Below are 23296 nucleotides of genomic sequence, written 5' to 3'. Positions count from 1 at the left end.
AAAACGTGGCTTCGAAAAGATCGAGTTTCGTCGAACCAGGGCTTTTTACAAGGTAATTTTCGATTAAAGCAGTAAACATTGGAGCGTCTAAAAAATCATCATATTAATTTACAAAATCAATTTCTTCATCTTCATTCTCTTAATGATAATACTTTCCATTATAAATATCGTCCCTAGACTCCGTATCAAATGAACTGTCCACATATAGCCGACCTACATCCGGAAGCCCTTTGTATTTCTTTAGCATCTCATCAAAATATTAAATAGCAATCATTTAACCTCCTTTATTTTCTGCATTTTTTTCCGCCACGCCATTTGTTACACCCCCGGCACCATCAGGATGATAAATCTTGTACTAACTTTTATAACTATTAAAATCAGCAAGTTGTGGTGTGGCAGGCATGTCAACATGATGCCATGTCATGTCTTTAGGGAAAGAGCTTCTGAAATTACCATTTCGCATCGGCTGGATATGATCCATTCCACCAAGATTTTTAATAAAAATCCGGAAGGATCGTTAAGATCGCTTCCGGCTTTTTTTAATTATATATACCTTTACTTTCAGCTTTTTCTATAAATATATCTTGCAGGCTTCCTTGTATTTCATCATCTTTATAGATCACAATAAAATCACCATCAATATTATCAGGGTAATGAGAACCATCCAGAGTACCTAATATGACCGAAGCACTATCGGCGATCGCGAGATCTATAAATTTAAATATACATTCCTTTTCTGCCTGACTTAGATTAGCCAGAGCATTTCTTGCTTTACCATAGGTATCAGTATCATTATTTACTGGTTTGCTGAGAGACTGCCTATAACGCTCGGAGTTATCTTCAAACAACTCTTTGAAGATAGCATTAACTACTTGTTCGTCAAGATTCATACATGCCTCTTTATCTTAATTCAGGATACATAGACTTGTTCAATTTGATAAGTTCCTGAAGTTTACTATTTGGTATCTCAGGATATACCCTTCTTAACTCCCTTATATCCCTCGCTACGACATCTCTGGCATTTGCAAATGGCAATCCAGTCTTGGGATTTATTTTACTTCTGGATACAATGCCTAATCCTTCTTTAGATACGGTGTGGCCGACTCGAGGAACTAATATGGCTGGAGCTGTCGCAGGATCATATCCTTCAACCAGATCTTTCATAATATTCTTCTGACCAACATGATGAGAGTCCAGTCCAAGATTTTTACCTTTAACAGCATTTTTATTACTTTGATGAGAACTTACATCCCATTTTTCAGGATCACATTTTCTTAACCCCAGCGGGTCGATCCAGTTCAGCGGGTTCGGCGCATACTGATAAAGATTTAGCCCACCCGCCAGCCCTATCGGGTCCTGACTGATGAACCGCCCCGCATCCGGATCATAGTAGCGGAACCGGTTATAGTGCAAACCCGTTTCTGCATCGTAGTACTGGCCCTGATAGCGCAGCGGCTGGTGTACTGGCTCAGCATGGCGCGTCTGCGCATGCTCTACCCGCACCGTGTTGCCCCACGCCCGGTACTCTGCCCGCCACGCTACACTACCATCCGCACTGGTCAGCTCACGCGGCATGCCTGCAACGTCATTATGATACCAGTGTACCTGCGCTGCGTGCTCCGTTTCACCCTGCTGCAGACTGATCTGTGCCAGTGGTGCAAAGCTCTCGTCTTCATAAATCCAGATATGCTGGCGCGAGCCACGCACTTCGCTCAGCAGACGGTTGCCGTCCCAGATAAAGCACGTCACGCCAAAGGCGTCACGTTTCCAGCTGCGACGGCCGAACGCATCGTAGCCGTAAGTAGTGCGCTGTTCTGTGCCGTTACGCGTGCTTACCGCCTCTGTCAGCTGGTGCTCGGCGTTCCAGGAAAACTGTTGCACCGTGTGCCGACCAATGCGCTTCTCAGCCACGTTGCCAAAGCTGTCATACGCCCAGCGCCGGTCTTCGTGCACCCTTAGACGGTTATCCTTCAGCGGCGGCGCGCCGACCTCACTCAGCAAATTATGTGCGGGGTCAAAAGCAAACCGCTCATCCTGCGCTCGCGTGAGTCGGCCCAGTGCGTCATATTCATAGCGGTGGTCACCGGTGTAGTGATCGACCATCTGCATCAGCTGGCCGTTGCGTTGCCATACATAATCACGTGCCACCGCCGTGCTGTCACCGCGCATAGCGCGCTGACTCACCAGCCGGCTCATCTCATCATGAACATACTCGCTGGCCAGCGCTCCCTGGGTACGGCGCACCTCACGGTGCAGCATGTCACGTTCGCTTTCGCTGATGACGCGACCGCCAAAATTGACCTGCACGCGGTGACCGCTGCCATAATAAAGGTTACTCAGCTCACGACCGTCCGGTAGCCTGGTATGAGTACGGTTACCCAGCTCGTCATACTGATGGCGCAGCTCGTAATTAATACCACGAATCAGGCTGCGCTCCGCCAGCAACTGGCTGGCATCATCCCACTCCAGCTCCACACGTCCGCCGTGATTGACGCCAGTTGTCAGACGTCCCAGCGCATCGTAACTGAAGCGGGTACGCTGCCACTTTGCATCTCCGCCGCGTGCCACCAGCTTCTCAAGCAGCCTGCCGCAGTTATCGCGCCGATAATGCGTGCGAATTTCCGGGCCGCTGCCGTTGCCTCGCTCGGTACGCGTCAGCGCATTTCCACTGGCATCATATTCATAATAGGTGGCAGAACCATCGAACCTCTGTTCACCGATCAGATTGTTATGCACATCGTAACTGAAGCTATAGCGCGTGCCATTTTCATTGATGAGAGCAACCAGACGACGTGCGCGATCGTATTCATAGCTAATAGGGTTACCGAGCGCATCTGTTCGCGTCAACGGCAGACCGTCCCCCGCCAGCGTCCAGCGTGTTGCCTGGTTCTGTGCGTCATACCAGGCTGTCAGGCGCTGCCAGCGGTCAAACTCGAAGCGCTCGACACCGCCATCCGCATGCACAATGCGCTGTGGCAGGCCATCACGACGGTTATAAAGATTGGTAACGTTGCCTGCGGCATCAGTTTGCTGCCTGAGCCAGCCGTACTTGTCATAATCAAAGCATGTGGTGCGTCCGGAACAATCGGTATGGCTAGTTAAAAAGCCGGCGCTGTTCCAGCTCAGCTTTTGAACACCTGCTGCCGCGTCGCGGATACGAACCAGGTTACCCTGATCGTCATGGTTATATTCGGTAATGCGGCCAATCTCATCAGTGAAGCGAATCAGGCTGCCTGCAACGTCATAATGGTATTCGCGAATACCGCCCAGCATGTTTGTAACCCGCACTGGCAGGTTCCAGCGAGCATGGTAGTCAAAGCGTGTCGTCTGGCCATCCGGTTCGATAACGGCAGTGCAGTTACCGCGCTCATCATAGCGATAACGCGTCACACGGCCAGCCTGATCAGTAAGCTGTATTATCTGTCCACGCGCGTTACGGCGAATGCGGATATAGCCGCCCGAAGCATCACGAAAACCGGTTAACTCGTGGTTATCGTCAAAGTCATAGCGCGTGACGCGGCCCAATGCGTCAGTGACGGTTGTACTGTTACTGGCGTAGTCGAAACGCCATTCACCGCCAAGACAGTCACGATGCGCCAGTACTTTGCCATCCGGTGCGTGTTTATCGTAGTGATAGAAACACTCAAGTTCGCCCGCACGACGATGTGCCACCATTACATGATTCCGATAACGAAATTCACGCAGCACCTCATCATGCTCATTGCGAACAGCACTTAAATCTCCTTCAGAAGAATAATCATAGCTGCAGAGCTTTTCGGCACTCAGGGGGGCAGATGGATAACAAACGCTTACGGCAGTGATACGTTCAACGCTTCGATCTTCATCAAGCATCAGTCGGGTAAAGGTAATATTGAAGCGTCGCCCTGCACTGTCAGTAATTACTATCGGCTGATGTTGCGCGTTGTACTGCAGAGTGAGGCGATTACCATGGCGATCGCTGATTGCCGTAAGTAGCCAGCGGCCCTCTCCTGCCTGATGAGAGAAGTGCCAGTGCTGGCTTTCATCAGGCGTAGAAATGCAAAACTCGCCCGGCTGTGGCTGGGAAAGTGATAGCTGCTCATAGCGATGCAACTGCGGCTCCCGACCCGGCTGTGGCCAGGGAAAATCAATTTCTCGACCCTGTTCATCAACCAGAATCAGCAGTTCGTTGTCTTTGCGTAATTCCTGAGCGAAAGGTAAAGACCACCCCTGACCTAACCAGCCGTTACCTGTTTCGTCGGAGAAATACAAACGCTGCCAGTTAAGCGGTACCGCAGCGGGAAAAGAAAAATCTTTATCATGATCGTCAAAAAGTAATTTAATACCCAGTAAAGGATTTACCGGACTACCAATTGCCATCTCAACCTCTGGCAATGGCCTCTGCGGAATTTTGCAGGGCTCAGTTTTTTTCTGCCCATGTCCTTTATCATTTCCGCCTTTATTACTGCCGGCCTTTTTCGCTTTAATAACTTCGTCAGCTTCTTTTTTTGCTGCTTTGGTTTCTGCTCTGGCCGCAGAACTTTCTGCCTTCACTGCAGCCTTTTCAGCCAGTGCTGTGCTTTCTTTGGCGACGGTTTTCCCGACTTTTGCCGCCTCAACCGCTTTGCCAGCTTTCGCTGCCAGCTTACCCGCTTTAAAAGCGGCTCCACCCCCAGGCACAAAGTTGGCTGCAGCTGAGGCAGCTGAAAGTGCCGCGTTGCCATAATCGCCCTCAGCGGTATAAATGGCAGCGTTAGCGCCGTCTGCTACGGCACCAATGACGGGTACTGCGCCAAGGACATCCAGGCCAGTGTGCACCCAGTCGCCATAATCGCTCCACCAGCTTTTCTTTTTTGGCGGGTTGGCACTGCCCGCCGTAACGTGACCCTGGGGCGCAGGCGCATATTGTAATTTACCAATCGTGTTTCCGGTTGCCATTGGAGCTCCGTGCAGGAAATTCAGGTATTAATGAGTAAGGATATGTGCGGGTACTTTCAGATTAATAAAAGGTAAAGTAACGTTGACGCAGCCGCCATTTAAAATGGTGACTAACTAAACTGTAGGTTGAGATTTCAGGCTGAAGGTAATATCTTTTGTGGAGAAATCATAGAACCCCATAAATTAAGAGGTAACAACAGTAAAGTTTAAACTCAAATCCGCATGCCTTTAGCAACAGCAAGTCTTTTGATTTCCATTAATTTAAGTGCCGTAGCATCATTGTTTTTACCTTCCTTTTTAAGCATGTCTTCGGGTAGATTGCTAAACCCCCATCCCGCTTTTGTCACTGCGTTTGGGTTGGCGCCATGATGTAAGAGGTATTCAACCTGATCGAGGTCCATTCTTGTCAAAGCAAAAATAAGCGCCGTTTTACCAGCGGTATCGGGCTTATTAACATCGGCACCTATACTGACAAGATATTCCAGCACAGGCATTGAGTTTTCTGACGTTGCGTTCATAATTAATGGACGTGCACTACTAACAGCATTTTTATCAAGACCACCCGCAATCAATGCCTTAAGATAGCGGGGATCGTTTGAGCGGGCCATAGCATCTGCAGCACTGCCATATTGAGGAATAATGTACAATGGATCCGCGCCTTTCTTTACCAGTTCGGTTACGATTTGAAAACTGGCATCTGTTTTTTTGTTTGTTGCGGTTAAAAGCGCGTACATCAAAAGTGTCATTCCCTTCTTGCCTGACATATTCAGGATATCGACCTTAGCTAAGGTATCCACTGCAAAAGCGTTTCCCTCTCTGATAGCAACAGCGGCTTTCAAAGCATAACCTGAGAATTATTTTCAGCTGAAACAGCCTTAGCCAGACATTTATTCACAACAAGAAGAATGAATACGAAAGCAAAGAACTTTATGCAGTACGTCCCTGTAATAATTTTTAGCACTCCCTTTCCTTCTTAAAAGGTCCTCATGCCTTTACTTTCGGCTATTTTTTTGATGTCGAGAAGTTTTTTCATTGTAGTATCATTGTCGCCTTTTTCAATTTTTTTCTGTAGCATTTCTCTAAAACCCCAGCCTGCTTTATTTTTTACGTTAGGATTTGCACCATGTTGTAACAGGAAATCAACTTCATCTAAATCATACCTCCCCAATCCCACCATCAGTGCAGTTTTGCCAGCTGAGTCAGGTTGATCTACATCAGCACCGATACCGACCAGATATTCCAGCACTTTTCTTGAATGGTGGGAAGTTGCATTAATAATTAGCGGACGATAATTGCTCACTGCATTTTTATCCAGACCGCCATCAATTAATGCCTTCAGGTAACGAGGATCGTCTGAAGTCGCCATCACCTCAGCCGCACTTCCGTAATTTGGTATATTAAATAGTGGATCTGCCCCGGCCTTAACTAGTAAAGAGATGATATCAAAGCCCGTTTTTGTATCATTACTACTTGCTACGAGCAATGAATAAACCAGTATAGTCATGTCCTCACCACCTGGCTTATTTAAATTCACATTAGAAGATAAGGCTTCAACTTCTTTAATATTCCCTTCTTTAATCGCTTGGGCCAATTGCAGCTGCTCGCCGCTAAAATAAGCCTCTGGCTCAGACACTTTCATACTTGCACATCCTATATTAGACATTATAGCAAAAGGAATAAATAAAAATAACCTCATGATATTTTTGATATTTTTTATCATACAACCCTCATAATGTACTTAATGTTTCTTCATCAGCCTGTTTTTCTGCTTCTATGCAGGGGATAACCTGACTCATGAAGTGCCTATTGACTGGATTTCCTACGCCACCATCCATATCGTGTTTTAATCCAAGTGCAGCAGGCAGAGCAACTATGATCATCCCTAAAGTTGAACCAATAGCAGCTCCTACAACACCTCCCAGTAATGCCCCTACACCACCTAAAGTAGCGACCAGCGCGCCTCCCCACAAGCCAGGCTCTTGAGCCGACGTTAAAACCTCACCTTTAACGCGATAAGCGTTTATGTTTTCATTTTCAACGGTGCGATCTATTACGCTACCACCATATTTATTAACAGTATTTTTGTTTAATCCTGCCGCATTGAATGTCCAGCCTGGTTTTCCGCTTCCCCTAGAGCAAGCTGAAGCCATGCCTCCTCCAAGTGAATGCCCAACGCAGTCAATCTTAGCCGTGGTGTTTTCCAACTGAGACGCAATTTCCACTGACTGCTTATAGTATGGGGTGGGAAGATTTAATGCTTGCTGCGCATTGGCTGCCCAGTCAGGTCCAGACTGAGTACCCCGAAAAACCACTGAAGCAGACATATCATCTCCAAATACTTCTTTATCTGGAGCATAGACTTTAGCTTTGAATTGCGGTGCACCGGGCGCATTTAAGTCACGCGGTGACAAACCATATTTGGTTAGAGCTTCAGGATCATTACTAATATCACTCCAGCCTTCAGGTATTTCTGGCATAGGCTTAGTGGGATCACGTGGTTCATAAACATAGTCGGCAAGTCTCGCTTTTTCCATCCCCGTATTATTCAGTTCCAGCCTTTCAGCGGCTGCCCGAACTTTTGGGTCACTGCTCTGCTTACCTTTTGCTATCAGCGCCTTGCGTCGCTCCCAGGTTTCTTTTTTGGTCAGATTACCGCCGCGCCCTCCCTTGGCCTTGCCGTTCATGGCAAAGATATCCTGTACGCGGTTGAGGGGAAAACCACCGATATAGGTATCCGGACTGTGCTCAATTGACCAGCAGTCACCCTCAACTGTACCGCTGACTACGCCCTTGTTACGCCCGGCCGCATCTCCAATAGTCGTCGGCACAAAGCTAATGTCATAGACGAATGCCGGGTGGCCATTGAAGCGTACGCTTTCCACCGTACTTTTCGAGGGTGCCAGTGTGGCAGTAACCGGATATGGCACTGGCGGCTGAATGCCGGGGGTGAAACACAAATCGGGTAGTAATCCCACCACCTTATACACACCATCCTTGCGTGCAGCGTAATTATCAGCCATGACCTGACTCCTGCGAGATGAGCCCTACCAGTGAAGGCGGCAGCGGGGTAAAACTATCGTCATTGGTATCCGCGATTTGTTGTTGTGCCTTCTGCACTATCGCCTTACGTTCCTTTGCGGTGATGAAGCGTAACTCTGTTACTGCTGCCTCAAGCAATTCAGAAAACACTGTGCGATAAGTACAGTGCACTTTGCGCTCGGGCAAATTAACCACCAGCGTGTCCAGCTGCAAATCGTAGCTTACTCCAGCCCCCAGTTGTGTGGTGACAAAGGCAAATAAGGTTTCAACCGGTACTGAAAAACTGATTTCCTGTCCGGGCTTATCCTGTTGTGAGATAAGATTTTTTAGCGTAACCGGAATATGTGACAGCGGCTTGGGTAATGGAAACTGCATCCACGGATGAGCGCCACACCAGTAATCAAAGCGAAAATCCTGCGGCAGAAAAGGATGACGCTGCTGCTTCCACGCCTCGTCATAAGTACCGGCAAAGCCAATACGCGGTTTCCAGCCACGACCATAAAAACCAAAACCGGCAGGCAAGGTTTCATCATCAATGTTTTTAATCGGCTGGGGCAGTAATTCAAACTGTGGCGCTGCGATACGCTGTAACTTAAGCTGTTTCTGCGCCCTGGCGGGTAGCCAGCCAACACCGACGCTATTAGTGGCGGATGCAATCTCGTCGCCATGATCTAAGCGGAACATTCCGCCCTGCGCATGCTCGTAACGTAATTCGAGAGCAGTGATCGCTTTAGCCTCGCTTAATTGCCAGCTAGTCACCATTTTGCGCCACTCGCGTGGGCCATACACGTTTAGTAAACGAGTAAAATCGCCAATACGCGCTCCGACGGTGAAATGACGCGCCGGCTTACCTTCCGGAGCGTGAGCACTACCGTTGATAATGACATCCAAACGCGGCTTAAAGGGTGCCAGATCGCTCTCGAATCGAACACTGCTTCTGCCCGGCTCATCGTAATATTCATCCTGTTCAACCAATTCACCCTGATCTTCGCATAACGTAAGTTGGCCGCTGTGAATATCCAGATCGTAACTGACGCGTGTTACCAGCACACTAAATCCATGATCGTGCTGGTCTATCGACTCAAAAAGCTGTGCCGGGAAAGCACTATAGTTGACAAAATTTTCCATAGTTAGTTGATATCTATCTGCGTTCCGTCAATGTCTATCACCTTCTCACCAACCAGCTTAATTTTGTTTGCACTGATGGTAATGGTGCCGTTCTGTTCGAGCACGATCATCGATTCGCCACAAACCAGGGTAATCTTGTCTTCCGCACTAAACTCCGCCGATGTTCCTGCTGAAAGGCCAATGTCCCGCCCGGTATTAAGTGAATATTTCATGCCAACGTTGTGCATTTGCATCGCACCCACGTTAGTCATCCAGCCGGCCCCTACATTGAGTACATAAGCAGCACCAATATTGGTATTCTGCGCCAGCCCGACATTTAACATCGAGGCTAATGCGACCGTTTCAGTTTTCGTCTGATCGACTTTCAGCGTTTGGTTGCCATTGATGGTCACTGACTGATTCTGACCAATACGCACATTTTCATTCTGATCAACCGTTTCAGTGCGGTTACTGTGCACAGTGATGGTTTCATTGCCGTCCACTGTTTCCGTACGGTTTTGGTGAATGGTAATGGTTTCGTTCTGATCGACGGTTTCAGTGCGGTTCTTTTTAACCTCAGTGGTTTCGTTGCCGCCGATGGTTTTAGTGCGATTACTACCAACCGAGTGGGTTTCATCATTTTCCACCTCGGTGTCCATATTTTTCTCAGCATGCAGCCACACCTGCTCCTCGCCCGCCTTATCCTCGAAGCGCAGCGCGTTTGCCGTGTCCGCCGTGCCGTCCTTCGAACGGCTCAAAAACCCCATCTGCGTCGCCGCCGCCGGCAGCGCCCACGGCGGCATGCTCGCCTCGTTGTACACGCGACCGATGATCAGCGGCCGGTCCGGGTCACCGTTGATGAAGTCAACCACCACTTCGTCGTTCACCCGCGGGATCTGCACCCCGCCGAACCCCTGGCCCGCCCACGCGCTCGACACCCGCACCCAGCACGAGCTCGTGTCGTCCCCCTTCGCCAGGCGGTCCCAGTGGAACTTCACCTTCACCCGGCCGTAGCGGTCCGTCCAGATTGACTCCCCCGCCGGGCCTACCACCTTCGCCGTCTGCGGCCCGTGCGTCTTCGGCCACGCCGTCGCCGGCTCCGCGCGGTACGTCACCGACGACGGAAGCACCGTGAACGCGATGTTGTGCCGCGCTCCGCCGCCGCCGCTCGCGTACCCGTTCTCCTCGAAGTCGTACCGCGCCGACGTCACCAGGTACTCTCCGTTGTCGCTGAAGTGCGGCGCGTTCACGATGCCGAACCGGTACCCCGGCGCGATGCCCGTCGCCGTCCCCGTTCCGCTCACGCTGTGGTGCGCCACCTGCCACACCTCCTGGCGGATGCGCGTGTAAAACTCCCCGTGGCTGTGGTCGACAAAATGGCCCGGCCAGTCGTACACGTCCACCGCCCCCGGCACCGGCGACACCGGGTTCTGCCGCGCCTGCAGCATCCACGCGTTCGGCTTGCGGAAGTCGTAGTCGTCCGTGCTGTACATCCCCGGCGTCACGCTCTCGCACAGCGACCACTGGCTGATGCCCTCCTCCGTCACGCTCCCCCCCGACGCCGTCACGTGATACGGTATCGTCTCATAGCCCGCGAACGCCTCGTGCTGGTCCGCCCCGTCGCACAGCACCATCACGTGGCGCTCCGCCTCGTGGCGGAACCAGTAGTAAATCCCCTCCAGCTCCATCAGCCGGCTGATGAAGTCGAAGCTGCTCTCCTGGTACTGCACGCAGTACTCCCACACACGGTAGCTGCTGCCCAGCCGCGTCTCCACGTTCACCCCGTTCTCCTGCAGCAGCGTCTGCACTATCTGCGGCACCGTCTGACCCTGGAATATCCGCAGGTTGCGGTCCCGGCGCATCGGCCACAGGTCCGGCTCCACCCGCAGCTGGTACACCGCGTAGCGCGTCCCGCTCAGCTCCTCGCTGCGCACCGCCACCCGCGTGATTTTCCCGTTGAGGTAGCGCGGCGACAGCAGGCTCTGCGTCGGCAGCGTGAACGTGACCGGCTGCCCCAGCAGCGCGTGCCGGTCAATGCGCGCGTCCGTGGCCAGCAGCTCGGCGTTCAGCTCAAACGACTGCGACAGCGCCTCGGCGCCGGTGAGTTTCCAGAACAGCAGGCCGTCCATCGGCAGCTGCGCGGTGATGCGTGAGAACATAAGCAGATTCCGTAACTTATTTAAATGATTGAGTCATCGGGGGAGGTTAAACGCCATAGCGTGAAATGCAGCATATAAGCATTACGCTAAAAATTAACACCCGGTCTTGTAGTGCTTTTTTCTTATTTCATATTCGGGAACTGTCCGATGAGCCGGGTATTGACCGCGACCGGGCAATGTTCCGCTGGATTGAATCTTTTTGGCAGCACAACCCGGTAATGCAGCATTTTTTCTCTGACCGAAGCATAAAGGCATTTTCAGAAGTGCTGCCCGATCTCTTCTTTAGAAAAAACCAGCGCAAGAGGAAAAGCAGAGTCTATATCGATAATCATAATCGGTTCCCCTTCTTAATTTAGTTTGCCAGCCAAATACCGTAAAAAATCACTATAGCTCCAAGAGAAAGAATGACCTTTGAAAAAATGAACAGCCCTGGCGTCAGTTTATTGATAGCCGGTGAAAACCTTATGTAATTTTCAGCATTATATTTCTTGTGAAAATTCATAATTGCGCCAAAAATATTGCACAACGCAACAAGCATAAACCTCATCCCCCATATAAAAACCAAAGACACACCTAACGCTTCCATTAAATCCCCTGCGGCGTCCCTGGTAAAACCTGGGATTATCGCTGCCAGTCCTTTAAGCACAAACCCGATAGCGATAATGGCGATAAAGATCCCAATAAAAGCTTTCCCTATGCCAGCCAGTGTTTTTCCTCCATAGGAAACCTTACTACTCCAGATAAAATATATCGTCACCAATAAGAAAAATAAAAACGCTGCGATCCCCATACTGCTGCCACCACTTTTATTATCACCAACCAAAACCATTTTCCAGTCACTAATCTTTCAGCTCACAATTTATTTGAGCGGCAATATAATTTCACTGAGCAGATGCCTGGCACATTTTGAACCCGCAGCTTAAAATTATTTTGAAACCATAAGGCCAGAGTTACGAATATCACTTCTGGCGCTTCGACTACTTATAGCATCGGTAAAAAAATTCTTGAGAGAGACACTGATAATTAAAAATACCCAAAGTATCCAAGGTCCACCACCGTCGAAAATATACTACCGTATCATACAAGAGACAGATGAGAATCAATCTAATTTTCATTATTAAAATATATAATTACCACCCTAAGGACAATGCATCTAAAAATGAAGTTAAGATGTTTGTCATCAAGCATTTTCACATCCCATGAGAAACAATTTCTCTGCCATCAACTCTAACTTTTTTCGTTGTGCTAACTTATCAAGCCATTCATGAGGGATCTCAGAATAACCATATAAAGCTCCTGCTATTTGCCCTGCTGTAGCAGCAACACTATCAGCATCGTCTGCTAAATTCGCGGCCAGGAGAATAGCGTCGCGAAAATTATTAGTATTCCACACAGCCCACATAGCTGCCTCAAGCGTGTCTATAACATATCCGCTTGAACGAATTTGTTCTCGCTGCTTACTTTTGTACTCACCGGCATTTATTATCAGCACCCTTGAAACTAATGGCATAAGATGCGGGGAAAAAACAGCATCTTTACTGCATCCATTGATCAACATATGAAGAAGGTAGCCATGAAAATTACATGCCGATAATGATTCTGCAGCTGCATGCGTCGCCATACTTTGCGCTTTGGTAGCGAAATAGATATCCTGCAATGAGCGCCAATTAAGAATGACTGCTGGCGCTTGCCTGATTAATCCCGCATTACCTGCAGTATTTTTCGCCGTATTTCCAAACCAGCTCCCACCTTTCTCCATATATTGCTCCAGGGCATAGCGCGTCGCATTACCAATGTCAAAGCAATAGCCGTTAACGCTATTAACACCATGTTTATACCAGTCAACCATCTTATCGCGGAATAAATTAATATCAACGCGCCCCGATTCAATACAGGCTTCTGCCAAACAAATAGCCATTGATGTATCATCCGTCCATTCACCAGGCTTTAATTTAAAAGGGCCTCCGCCTACCATATCTTCTACATAGGCGCTATCTCTAATTTTAAACTCTAACGTCGTACCCACAGCATCGCCAACAGCTAATCCCAGAAAAGCTCCTTTTGCCCGGTCCAATGCATCAACATCTGTATTTAACTGAGGGTAGCTTTCATACCAATCAGGTTGATTTAGCGCATCCTGCCCTTCTGGAGAACGAGATGCCTGTCTTTTACTTACAGGCAAAAGGTGATGATATCTTTCGGCGTACTGATTAATAACATCATCAGATCCATGTAAGTCAATCATCATAGTTCCTTATAAATAAACTAAAACTGCCTTACCACAACTATTAACTTTATCAATAGATTTAAAATAAGCATTAAATGGCTATAAGACTTCAGCTTCATCAGAATATTTTGCATGAAGTTTCTTTTTTTGCAGGTTTATGCATTAATATAAAACAGAATTATTTAAATTTAAATAAAATTAAAATCCTTTTTGCTTATTTCATTCCCTCTAAAAAGATAATAACTCTCCCTTATCTTACTTGAAAGATGTTTAAGTTCTTCAACATTAGTGGCATTGACACTAATAAATTCAGTTACAATAAAATATCTCTCAATATCTATCTTAAAATCCCCCTCACTGAAAATAACTTTCATAACATAATATAAATCATCACATTTATACAGCGTGAAATCCCATGAGTTTACTGCTACTATTAATTTCACAATGCACAATCACACAATTAAACTTTTGCCTATGACATTAACCCGCCTGACTTCTTTATCTATGTAAGAGTTGTAGTTTTTCTTTACATCACCAGCCAAAGAAATCATTTCATTGAAGTTTCTCTCTTTAATTAAATCATCGATACCCATCAAAAAACCCTTACTTACATCAAGATGAGAATTTTCATAAAAATTAGAGGTCAATACTTTCAATATAAAACCATCATTAGCTTCGACAATTGCATAGTCACCTTTTTCTCATAAATCAAAACACCCTTTATCATCAATCTCTCCAGTTTTGAAATCATAAACTTCGTAATGAATGCCTTTTCCGCACCTTTAGTAGACACTACTGCCTCCCAATCACCATTTAGTGGTTTGCCACCCGGAAGCCATATGGGGCCAGTGTCCCTGGCACCCCACTCGTTGCCATCAGGAATTTTTAACTATTTCCCCCCCAAGTTTAAAAATCACTCCTGACCAAGTCACCACTTTACGACTGATAAAGAAAATATTTACATAACGCTGGAAGAAGCACACAGCGATATTTTTGATCATAACGATTTTTTATAACAGTAAGCGTAAACATGATTTGAGCGGGAAGATACTACTGACAGAATATTAAAAACGATATTACCAACGACTCAAAAGTATCTTGATTATCCAAGGCGATTCAACGATTACTAGCATAGCCACCACTGTTCCCAGCGCTTAGGCATCTCAAGCAATAACTAACGAAGCTAAACGTCTAAGCATTAGGACCAAATCACATTATTGGATAATTAATTGAACTGGAGATTGCGCTTAGCTTTAGCAAAGGGACGCTCTAAATTAAACCGCATTTGTGCGCCTCCTGATTTAAAATAAACGGTCACTCCATCCCACACACTAACATATATTTAATTATCGTATACTCCCCTCTAACCTTTAAGGTATCTTTTTTTCCTTTTCTCATATTCGGGATCGACCTGATGAGGAAGGATAACTTTAAGCCCTGCACCAATTTGTGAGGCAATATAATTTGCATTTGAAAGATGCTTCGCAAGTTCTGGATCTGTTGTATCAAATTCTTTTGACGCTAGACTACCTAAAGTCATACTATGTATGGGGCTTTTATCTTTCTCTTGGCCAGTTAAAATTTTTTTAATATAAATAAGTTGTTCCAAAGCAATTTGAAACAGTATGAAGTCTGGCTTTTCCGCAGCTCTTTTATTAGTTGCCTCTATAGCATTATTGATATAATCCAGAGCGGTATATTCATTTTTTTCCATTTTCACCTCAACGCGCTTTTTTCATTCGAGAGCAACTGTATTGCTCCACCTTCTGTTTGGTATGGTTTGTTCTTAACCGACCATGTATCAAGTGCAGGCAGTGACGTACTCCGCAACATCTCGACCTTATGCTGTATAGTATAAGGCTTAACTACCTTATCAACCACATTTTCAGTTCCATATATAGTACCCTTTGGATTGATACCAAGCCTGGTAGGCTTAACATCTTCACTTAATGCATACCAATTTCCCTGACGCCCACCAGGCACTTGATTTTGATATAGAACTTTATTTCTGTTGAATGTTTCGATACTTACTCTTTGCGAATAATCAATTCCATTATCAAAATCTTTAATTTGCTGGGGATCGAAGCCTTTGGACTCTAACCAATCCCGAGCTATTTCTTTATTACCCCGAATCGTAATATCTTTATTTAAATCTCCAGTGCGTCCAAATTTTTCATTCAATTCTGCACGCCGTGGAGATATTTCTACATGGGCAGCAGTTGTTTCGATTGGCTGTGGTAGTTCGCCTGCCCGCCAGCCATCAAACTTCATCCCGCCTTTGCCGCCAGCAGCGCCGCCAATGAAGCTCCCTGCCAGCATAGACCATTTTTGCCCATCCGATCCTTCACCGAAGAGCCTGCCACCAATCCAGCTGCCGCCATAGCCACCGCCGATCCCGCCGGCTAATCCAAGTAATGCTATGGCTGGCGAAGCTAAAACTGCAACGGCAGCCGTTCCAACTCCCATCATGATCCAGTTAACCCAGCCAGGAATTTCCGGATTAATGTCATCGGTCTGGTACTTCCCTCCGCCGATAAAAACGTTGGCAGATCCGCTGGCTATCTCGGCGCTACAGGTTAGACGGTCACCGATGCGTGCGGCTGGGTAATTATTGATAAAGACCTTATCTGAACCTTCTGCGACCAATTGCAGCGAACCACTGTGTTCATCACAGGTCCCTTTGGATAAATGGGCACGTATCGCTGCTCTGCTGTTGATAAAAACGTTAGGAGAGCCAGACATGAGCTTACCGGTGTTATGTCGTGGTGCCCAGGACATACTACCCAGTACTTCGCCTATCCCACCTGCTGCACAAGCTCCTGCCGCCGCAGCGGATACCGCGATCAACGCCGCACCGCCAGTAACAACCACAGCCGCAGCTCCAAGTATCGCTCCGCCGATAAGACCGGCTATCATCCATCCTTCAGAAGCTGTATGCGCTACGTCGTCCTGCTCTCTGGCCGCATTGAATTCCGCCATGATTTATTCATCCCTGTGCCTCTGAAGAAAAGCAAGAATTTGCTTCTCACCACTTAATTCTTCTGGTCCCTCAATCGCTTTAGCGATCCCAATCATTTGAGTTAAAGATGAGAGATTTTTGCCCACGGAAGTCCAGAGCGCATAACGGAGAGGTTCTTCATTATTTAACGCAGCGATATGGAGAGGATTTCCTGCTTTATCATAGAATAAATAACTACCATTCAATGCCCTCTTTAAATCAACGTGTTGATAAAGTGCATTGACGCCCTCATGTGCGGTGAGTATTTTCGTATCATTGTCGAGAGAGAAAAATATATCGGAAGAGTCAGAGGCAACGGGAGCGGACCCAACCTCACTATTCCGTGAATTAAACTTAATGCTATCTATAATTGCCCGATACTGCTTTTGATAATATTCACTGAAATGTCCCGGACAAGTCCCTATATAACAGACAATTTTCTTCCCGCCAGGTTCATCATCAAGCAGGAGAATGGTTTGCTTTTGCCATATTTGTACACCACCATTCTCAAAATGATAAAAAGCTTCAACCGCTGGTAAACCATCAACCACGATAAGTTGTGATGTAACGCTATTGAATGCCTGAACGGTAGTGCTCATCTCCTGAATTACCCGGGCAGCAACTTTCTGCACAGTATCATCATGCAAGGCGGATGCCCGAGATACTACAAATGTAAATTCGCTGGCGTTATTTTCACTCAGCGTAAACAGGTTCATGGTTCTATCTTTAAATACATCTGGTAATTCCAGGGATGCTTCCTGTAGAGTATAAATTGCCATACTTATCCCTTAATCACCCTCAGATGAAGAAAAATATTGATCAATTTCGTTCTTAATGACTTCTTTATGTCCGCTGCCGGGTGCCACGATAGCTGCAGAACCACCCGTTGGATTTAAGTGTAACTCTCCGCTTTTAGTGTTAATTTGGCCTTTGCTATCTACAGTGAGATTGAAATTTTTACCAATGAAATTAATCTCACCCTCTTTGGTTAATTCAATTGCGCTAAGACCGCATTCAATTCGCACGCTGTCGCCAGCAGCAATAATATAAGAGGCCAGAGCCCTTTCTGTACGATTGCCCTTCGTCAGTGTTTTGCTATCCCCCTGCGTGCCGATGCTATGATCGCCTTGTACACGCGTGTCATGGTTAGCACCTACGGTGATAATCTGGTTATTCACGACATTATGACTTTCATCATTCTTAACGTGTGTGTCCAGGTTACGCTGTGCCTGCAGCCACACCTGCTCCTCGCCCGCCTTGTCCTCGAAGCGCAGCGCGTTTGCCGTGTCCGCCGTGCCGTCCTTCGAACGGCTCAAAAAGCCCATCTGCGTCGCCGCCGCCGGCAGCGCCCACGGCGGCATGCTCGCCTCGTTGTACACGCGACCGATGATCAGCGGCCGGTCCGGGTCACCGTTGATGAAGTCCACCACCACCTCGTCGTTCACCCGCGGGATCTGCACGCCGCCGAAGCCCTGGCCCGCCCACGCGCTCGACACCCGCACCCAGCACGAGCTCGTGTCGTCGCCCTTCGCCAGGCGGTCCCAGTGGAACTTCACCTTCACCCGGCCGTAGCGGTCCGTCCAGATTGACTCTCCCGCCAGGCCCACCACCTTCGCCGTCTGCGGCCCGTGCGTCTTCGGCCACGCCGTCGCCGGCTCCGCCCGGTACGTCACCGACGACGGCAGCACCGTGAACGCGATGTTGTGCCGCGCACCGCCGCCGCCGCTCGCGTACCCGTTCTCCTCGAAGTCGTACCGCGCCGACGTCACCAGGTACTCCCCGTTGTCGCTGAAGTGCGGCGCGTTCACGATGCCGAACCGGTACCCCGGCGCGATGCCCGTCGCCGTCCCCGTTCCGCTCACGCTGTGGTGCGCAACCTGCCACACCTCCTGACGGATGCGCGTGTAAAACTCCCCGTGGCTGTGGTCGACAAAATGGCCCGGCCAGTCGTACACGTCCACCGCCCCCGGCACCGGCGACACCGGGTTCTGCCGCGCCTGCAGCATCCACGCGTTCGGCTTGCGGAAGTCGTAGTCGTCCGTGCTGTACATTCCCGGCGTCACGCTCTCGCACAGCGACCACTGGCTGATGCCCTCCTCCGTCACGCTCCCGCCCGACGCCGTCACGTGGTACGGTATCGTCTCGTAGCCCGCGAACGCCTCGTGCTGGTCCGCCCCGTCGCACAGCACCATCACGTGACGCTCCGCCTCGTGGCGGAACCAGTAGTAAATCCCCTCCAGCTCCATCAGCCGGCTGATGAAGTCGAAGCTGCTCTCCTGGTACTGCACGCAGTACTCCCACACCCGGTAGCTGCTGCCCAGCCGCGTCTCCACGTTTACCCCGTTCTCCTGCAGCAGCGTCTGCACTATCTGCGGCACCGTCTGTCCCTGGAATATCCGCAGGTTGCGGTCCCGTCGCATCGGCCACAGGTCCGGCTCCACCCGCAGCTGGTACACCGCGTAGCGCGTCCCGCTCAGCTCCTCGCTGCGCACCGCCACCCGCGTGATTTTCCCGTTGAGGTAGCGCGGCGACAGCAGGCTCTGCGTCGGCAGCGTGAACGTGACCGGCTGCCCCAGCAGCGCGTGCCGGTCAATGCGCGCGTCCGTGGCCAGCAGCTCGGCGTTCAGCTCAAACGACTGCGACAGCGCCTCGGCGCCGGTGAGTTTCCAGAACAGCAGGCCGTCCATCGGCAGCTGTGCGGTGATGCGTGAGAACATAATAAATCCCTGATGATTAACTGTGTGGATCGAGCAACCAGACGCCTTCTTCGCTGATGGTCAGCGTTTGCTCGCGCGTGCCGCCCTGGCCGCTGATGGCAAAGGTATAATTGCCTGGCGCCAGCTGCAGCGCGGCAAAACCGTTGGCGGCAGGCACCAGCGCCTGCGGTTTGCCATTCACCTGGACGCGTTCGCCCTGCTGCAGCTTGATGTAAACCTGCGCGACCGGCTCCGGCGGCGGTGCAGGCTGCGGCTCCGCTTCGTGCGGTTTTTTCGGTGTTACCGCTGCCGTTGCGGCTGGCGCTGACGACGCTGACGGCGCTGAAGGTGAAACTGCCGGATCAGCAGCTGGCGCGCTGTTTTGCACCGTCTCTGCCGGCGCCGCAGGCTCATCGCCCCCGGACATCACCAGCCCCACGCACAATCCCACCAGCACGCCCGCAGCCACCAGCCCCGGTAGCGCAAAGCGATGGCGCAGCAACGATTTCACCGGTGAAAGCGTTTCGGCTTCGTTCGCCTCTTCCACCGGCACCAGCATGGTGCCCGGTCCGCTGATTTTGGCGCTCAGCAGCGGTTCCGGTTCGCGCTCTGGCAGCGCCATCAGCCCGGCAAAGGCATCAATATCCTGCGGCCGATCTTCCGGTTTGAGCGCCAGCGCACGGTCCACCGCCGTCAGCAAGGCCTGGGAGTAGCCCGGCAGGCGGCGCGCGGCCAGCGGCTGGTAGTTATCTTCGATGCTGCGCACCACGCTCACCGGCGGTGGCGCCCCGGTGATCAGCGTGTGCAGCACCGCGCCCAGCGCGTAAATATCCGTCCACGCGCCCTGTTCGCTTTCGTCGTTATCGCTGTATTGCTCGATGGGCGCATAGCCCGGACGCAGCATGGTTTCGCTCTCATCCGACAGGTTACCAATGGTTTTACGCGCAGAGCCAAAATCCAGCAGCACCGGCTCGCCGCTGCTCTGAATCTGGATGTTATCCAGCGAGATATCGCGGTGCAGGTAACCGGCGTCGTGGATGGTTTTGATCGCACCCAGCAGCGGCGGCAGCAGGCGACGAATCCAGGCTTCATCCACCAGTTGCGGATTGCGCTCGCGCAGGTTCGATAAGGTGGTGCCGCTGTAAAACACCGTGCCCATGTAAGCGGTGTCGTTCTGCACCCAGAAACGCAGCACGTGCAGCAGATTGGGATGGTTGAAGCGGGCCAGCAGGCGCGCCTCCTGAATAAAGCTGTTCAGCCCGGCATGAAAGGTTTTGCTGAAGCGTTCGCTGCGCAGCACCAGATTCAGATCATCGCTGCGCACCGCCAGCGAAGCCGGCATAAACTCTTTGATGGCGATATCACGCTCCAGCTGATGATCCCAGGCACGATAAACAATGCCAAAGCCGCCACCACCGATCACTTCTTTAATTTCAAACTCATTGAAACGGTAACCCACCGGCAGAGCGTTGGGTACGTTGAGGGGATTATCGTGTTCCGACATTTTCGAAAACTCTCTGATCACTAACGGCTTTAGACATCGAACTGGCAAACAAACTCGCCCTGCTCACAGCGTACCTGCACGCGACGATAGCGTTCATCGCGGGCGTGAGCGCTGAGCAGCATCTGGCTCATCTGCGGCAACAGGGTATTGGTAAGGATGGCGTCGACCATGCGGCCACCGGACTCCACTTCCGTGCAGCGCTGCACGATCTGGCTGATGACCGAATCGTCAATCTGCGCGCTGATGCCGTGGTTGTCGGCGAGGCGCTGAACAATACGTCCCAGCTGCAGCCGGACGATTTCCGCCAGCATCGCGTCGCTCAGCGGGTAATACGGCACCACCAGCAGGCGCCCCAGCAGCGCCGGCGGGAAGACCTCCAGCAGCGGTTTGCGCAGCGCTGTGCTCAGCGCTTCCGGATCCGGCATCAGCTCCGGATCGGCGCACATCGCGCTGATCAGCTGCGTACCGACGTTGGAGGTCAGGATAATGATGGTGTTACGGAAGTCGATGTGGCGCCCTTCGCCATCCTCCATCCAGCCTTTATCGAACACCTGGAAGAACAGTTCGTGCACATCCGGATGCGCCTTCTCGATCTCATCCAGCAGCACCACGCTGTAGGGACGACGCCGCACCGCTTCGGTCAGCACGCCGCCTTCGCCATAGCCCACGTAGCCCGGCGGTGCGCCTTTCAGGGTGGAAACGGTGTGGGCTTCCTGAAACTCGCTCATGTTGATGGTGATGATGTTCTGCTCGCCGCCGTACAGCGACTCGGCCAGCGCCAGCGCGGTTTCGGTTTTGCCGACGCCGGAGGGACCGCACAGCATAAAGACGCCGACCGGTTTGTTCGGATTGTCGAGGCGCGCGCGTGAGGTGCGCACGCGTTTGGCGATCAGATCGAGACCGTGCCGCTGGCCAATCACGCGCTGGTTGAGCGTATCGGCGAGATTGAGCACCGCGTCGATTTCGTTTTTCACCATGCGCCCCAGCGGAATCCCGGTCCAGTCTGCGACCACGGCGGCCACCACGCTGGCATCCACGGCGGCAAACAGCAGCGGCGCTTCGCCCTGCACCTGCTGCAGCTGCCGTTGCGTCGCGTCCAGCTCATCGCGCAGCGCGGCTTCACCCTCCGTCACGCAGCGCGCCCGCAGGGCAATCAGCTGATCGACCAGTTCACGCTCCTGCTGCCAGCGCTGCTGCAGCGCATCGCGCTCGGTTTCCAGCGTCGCGCGCTGCGCGGCAACCGCCTGCGAACGCGCCGCATCGCCCAGCCCGACTTTGCTTTCGCGCTCAATGATCTCCGCTTCAATCTCCAGCGCGGCCAGACGATGCAGGCAATCTTCCAGTGCCGCAGGCTGTGCGCCCTGGCTCACCGCCACGCGTGCGCAGGCGGTGTCCAGTAGCGCCACCGCTTTGTCCGGCAGCTGGCGCGCCGGAATGTAACGGTGCGACAGCTTCACCGCTGCGCTGACTGCCTCATCCAGCAGCAGTACCTGATGGTGCTTCTCCAGCGCGCTGACGGTGCTGCGCAGCATCAGAATCGCTTTGGCTTCATCCGGCTCCTGCACCTGCACGGTCTGGAAACGACGCGTCAGTGCCGGATCTTTCTCAATGTACTTTTTGTATTCGGCCCAGGTGGTGGCACCGATGGTGCGCAGCTGGCCGCGCGCCAGCGCCGGTTTCAGCAGGTTGGCGGCATCGCCGGTGCCCTGCTGGCCGCCGGCACCGACCAGCGTGTGGATTTCGTCGACGAACAGCACAATCGGCGTCGGGCTGGACTGCACTTCATTAATCAGCGCCTGCAGGCGCGCTTCAAATTCGCCTTTCATGCCGGCACCGGCCTGCAGCATGCCGATATCCAGCAGCCACAGCTGCACATCGCGCAGCGGAGCCGGTACGTCGCCAGCGGCAATACGCAGCGCCAGGCCTTCAACCACCGCGGTTTTGCCAACGCCCGCCTCGCCGGTCAGCAGCGGGTTGTTCTGCCGGCGACGCATCAGAATATCCACCATCTGGCGGATCTCTTCATCACGGCCGGTGACCGGATCGATGCGTCCTTCGCGTGCGCGCGCGGTGAGATCCTGCGCGTACTGCGCCAGCGTGCTGGTGCTGGCTGCCGGTGCGGCACTCTCCACGCTCGGATGCGCCACCAGCGCCTGCTGTGCCTCTTTGCTGCTGGCGAGCAGCGTGTCGAACTGCTCCAGCAGCGCATCAGCATTGATACGGCCAAACTGGCCGGAAATGCCTTTCAGCACGCTGGCGAGGTTGAAGGTTTTGAGCATGCCAATCAGCAGATGGCCGCCGCGAATGCGCGTCGCACCGTACTTCAGCGAGGCGTAGACCCAGGCGCGCTCGACGGCGCTGTCGATGTGTTCGGCGAGATCGGAAACCGCGCTCGCACCACGCGGCAGGCGGTCGAGCGCCGCGACGATATCCCGCGTCAGCGCGTTTTCATCCAGTGAAAAATGGCTGATCACCCGCTGTAAGTCGCCATCCTGCTGCTGCATCAGCTGGTGCAGCCAGTGCACCAGCTCAACATAAGGATTGCCGCGCAGTTTACAAAAGGCGGTGGCGCTTTCCAGCGAGGTAAATAACAGCGTATCCAGTTTGCCGAATAACACGGCACGGCTGATTTCTGACATATCGGGTCTC

Annotated in this window: 16 protein-coding genes; all 16 read right to left on the bottom strand. The window is 51.3% G+C overall.

Translation table 11 applies throughout. The annotated features are described in order from the left end of the window. Positions 1-539 precede the first annotated feature (539 nt). Positions 540-890, bottom strand: coding sequence for a hypothetical protein (locus C1N60_RS03520; RefSeq protein WP_394521407.1), 351 nt, complete (start codon positions 888-890; stop codon positions 540-542). A gap of 10 nt (positions 891-900) precedes the next feature. Further along, positions 901-4917, bottom strand: coding sequence for an RHS repeat-associated core domain-containing protein (locus tag C1N60_RS03515; RefSeq protein WP_394521406.1), 4017 nt, complete (start codon positions 4915-4917; stop codon positions 901-903). A 212-nt stretch (positions 4918-5129) separates the two neighbouring features. Next, positions 5130-5756: an ankyrin repeat domain-containing protein gene (locus tag C1N60_RS03510; protein ID WP_282954871.1), complete on the bottom strand. Its 627-nt coding sequence runs from the start codon at positions 5754-5756 to the stop codon at positions 5130-5132. A 134-nt stretch (positions 5757-5890) separates the two neighbouring features. Then, positions 5891-6637, bottom strand: coding sequence for an ankyrin repeat domain-containing protein (locus C1N60_RS03505; RefSeq protein ID WP_282954870.1), 747 nt, complete (start codon positions 6635-6637; stop codon positions 5891-5893). Positions 6638-6644: 7 nt separating this feature from the next. Further along, positions 6645-7937: a PAAR-like domain-containing protein gene (locus C1N60_RS03500; RefSeq protein ID WP_021506802.1), complete on the bottom strand. Its 1293-nt coding sequence runs from the start codon at positions 7935-7937 to the stop codon at positions 6645-6647. Then, positions 7930-9084: a DUF2169 family type VI secretion system accessory protein gene (locus tag C1N60_RS03495; protein WP_282954869.1), complete on the bottom strand. Its 1155-nt coding sequence runs from the start codon at positions 9082-9084 to the stop codon at positions 7930-7932. Before C1N60_RS03495 ends, C1N60_RS03500 begins: the two co-directional genes overlap by 8 nt. A gap of 2 nt (positions 9085-9086) precedes the next feature. Further along, a complete protein-coding gene (locus C1N60_RS03490) occupies positions 9087-11222 on the bottom strand; it encodes a type VI secretion system Vgr family protein (RefSeq protein WP_021506800.1) in 2136 nt (711 codons plus the stop codon). Positions 11223-11574: 352 nt separating this feature from the next. Next, entirely contained in the window at positions 11575-12045 is a 471-nt protein-coding gene (locus C1N60_RS03485) for a hypothetical protein (RefSeq protein ID WP_394521405.1), read from the bottom strand. Between the two features lie 357 nt (positions 12046-12402). Next, positions 12403-13467 carry an ADP-ribosylarginine hydrolase Tri1 gene (gene tri1 / locus C1N60_RS03480; protein ID WP_394521731.1) on the bottom strand — a complete coding sequence of 355 codons (1065 nt, stop codon included), beginning with the start codon at positions 13465-13467 and terminating at the stop codon, positions 12403-12405. 434 nt (positions 13468-13901) lie between these two features. Then, a complete protein-coding gene (locus C1N60_RS03475) occupies positions 13902-14042 on the bottom strand; it encodes a hypothetical protein (RefSeq protein ID WP_394521404.1) in 141 nt (46 codons plus the stop codon). Between the two features lie 770 nt (positions 14043-14812). After that, a complete protein-coding gene (locus tag C1N60_RS03470; RefSeq protein WP_394521403.1) occupies positions 14813-15163 on the bottom strand; it encodes an immunity protein Tsi6 family protein in 351 nt (116 codons plus the stop codon). Positions 15164-15165: 2 nt separating this feature from the next. After that, complete coding sequence (locus C1N60_RS03465; RefSeq protein ID WP_394521402.1) at positions 15166-16428, bottom strand: polymorphic toxin type 46 domain-containing protein; 1263 nt, start codon at positions 16426-16428, stop codon at positions 15166-15168. A gap of 3 nt (positions 16429-16431) precedes the next feature. Beyond that, entirely contained in the window at positions 16432-17226 is a 795-nt protein-coding gene (locus tag C1N60_RS03460; RefSeq protein WP_058757152.1) for a DcrB-related protein, read from the bottom strand. Between the two features lie 9 nt (positions 17227-17235). Beyond that, a complete protein-coding gene (locus C1N60_RS03455) occupies positions 17236-19164 on the bottom strand; it encodes a type VI secretion system Vgr family protein (protein ID WP_394521401.1) in 1929 nt (642 codons plus the stop codon). Positions 19165-19180: 16 nt separating this feature from the next. Continuing rightward, on the bottom strand, positions 19181-20647 hold the full coding sequence (locus C1N60_RS03450; RefSeq protein WP_394521400.1) for a serine/threonine protein kinase: 1467 nt from the start codon (positions 20645-20647) through the stop codon (positions 19181-19183). Between the two features lie 29 nt (positions 20648-20676). After that, positions 20677-23286, bottom strand: coding sequence for a type VI secretion system ATPase TssH (tssH, locus tag C1N60_RS03445; protein WP_394521399.1), 2610 nt, complete (start codon positions 23284-23286; stop codon positions 20677-20679). Positions 23287-23296 lie beyond the last annotated feature (10 nt).

This window comes from Pantoea sp. SGAir0184 (assembly GCF_043544755.1).
The sequence above is the reverse complement of the archived record's forward strand: the minus strand, read 5'-3'. Positions and strand labels throughout refer to the sequence as shown.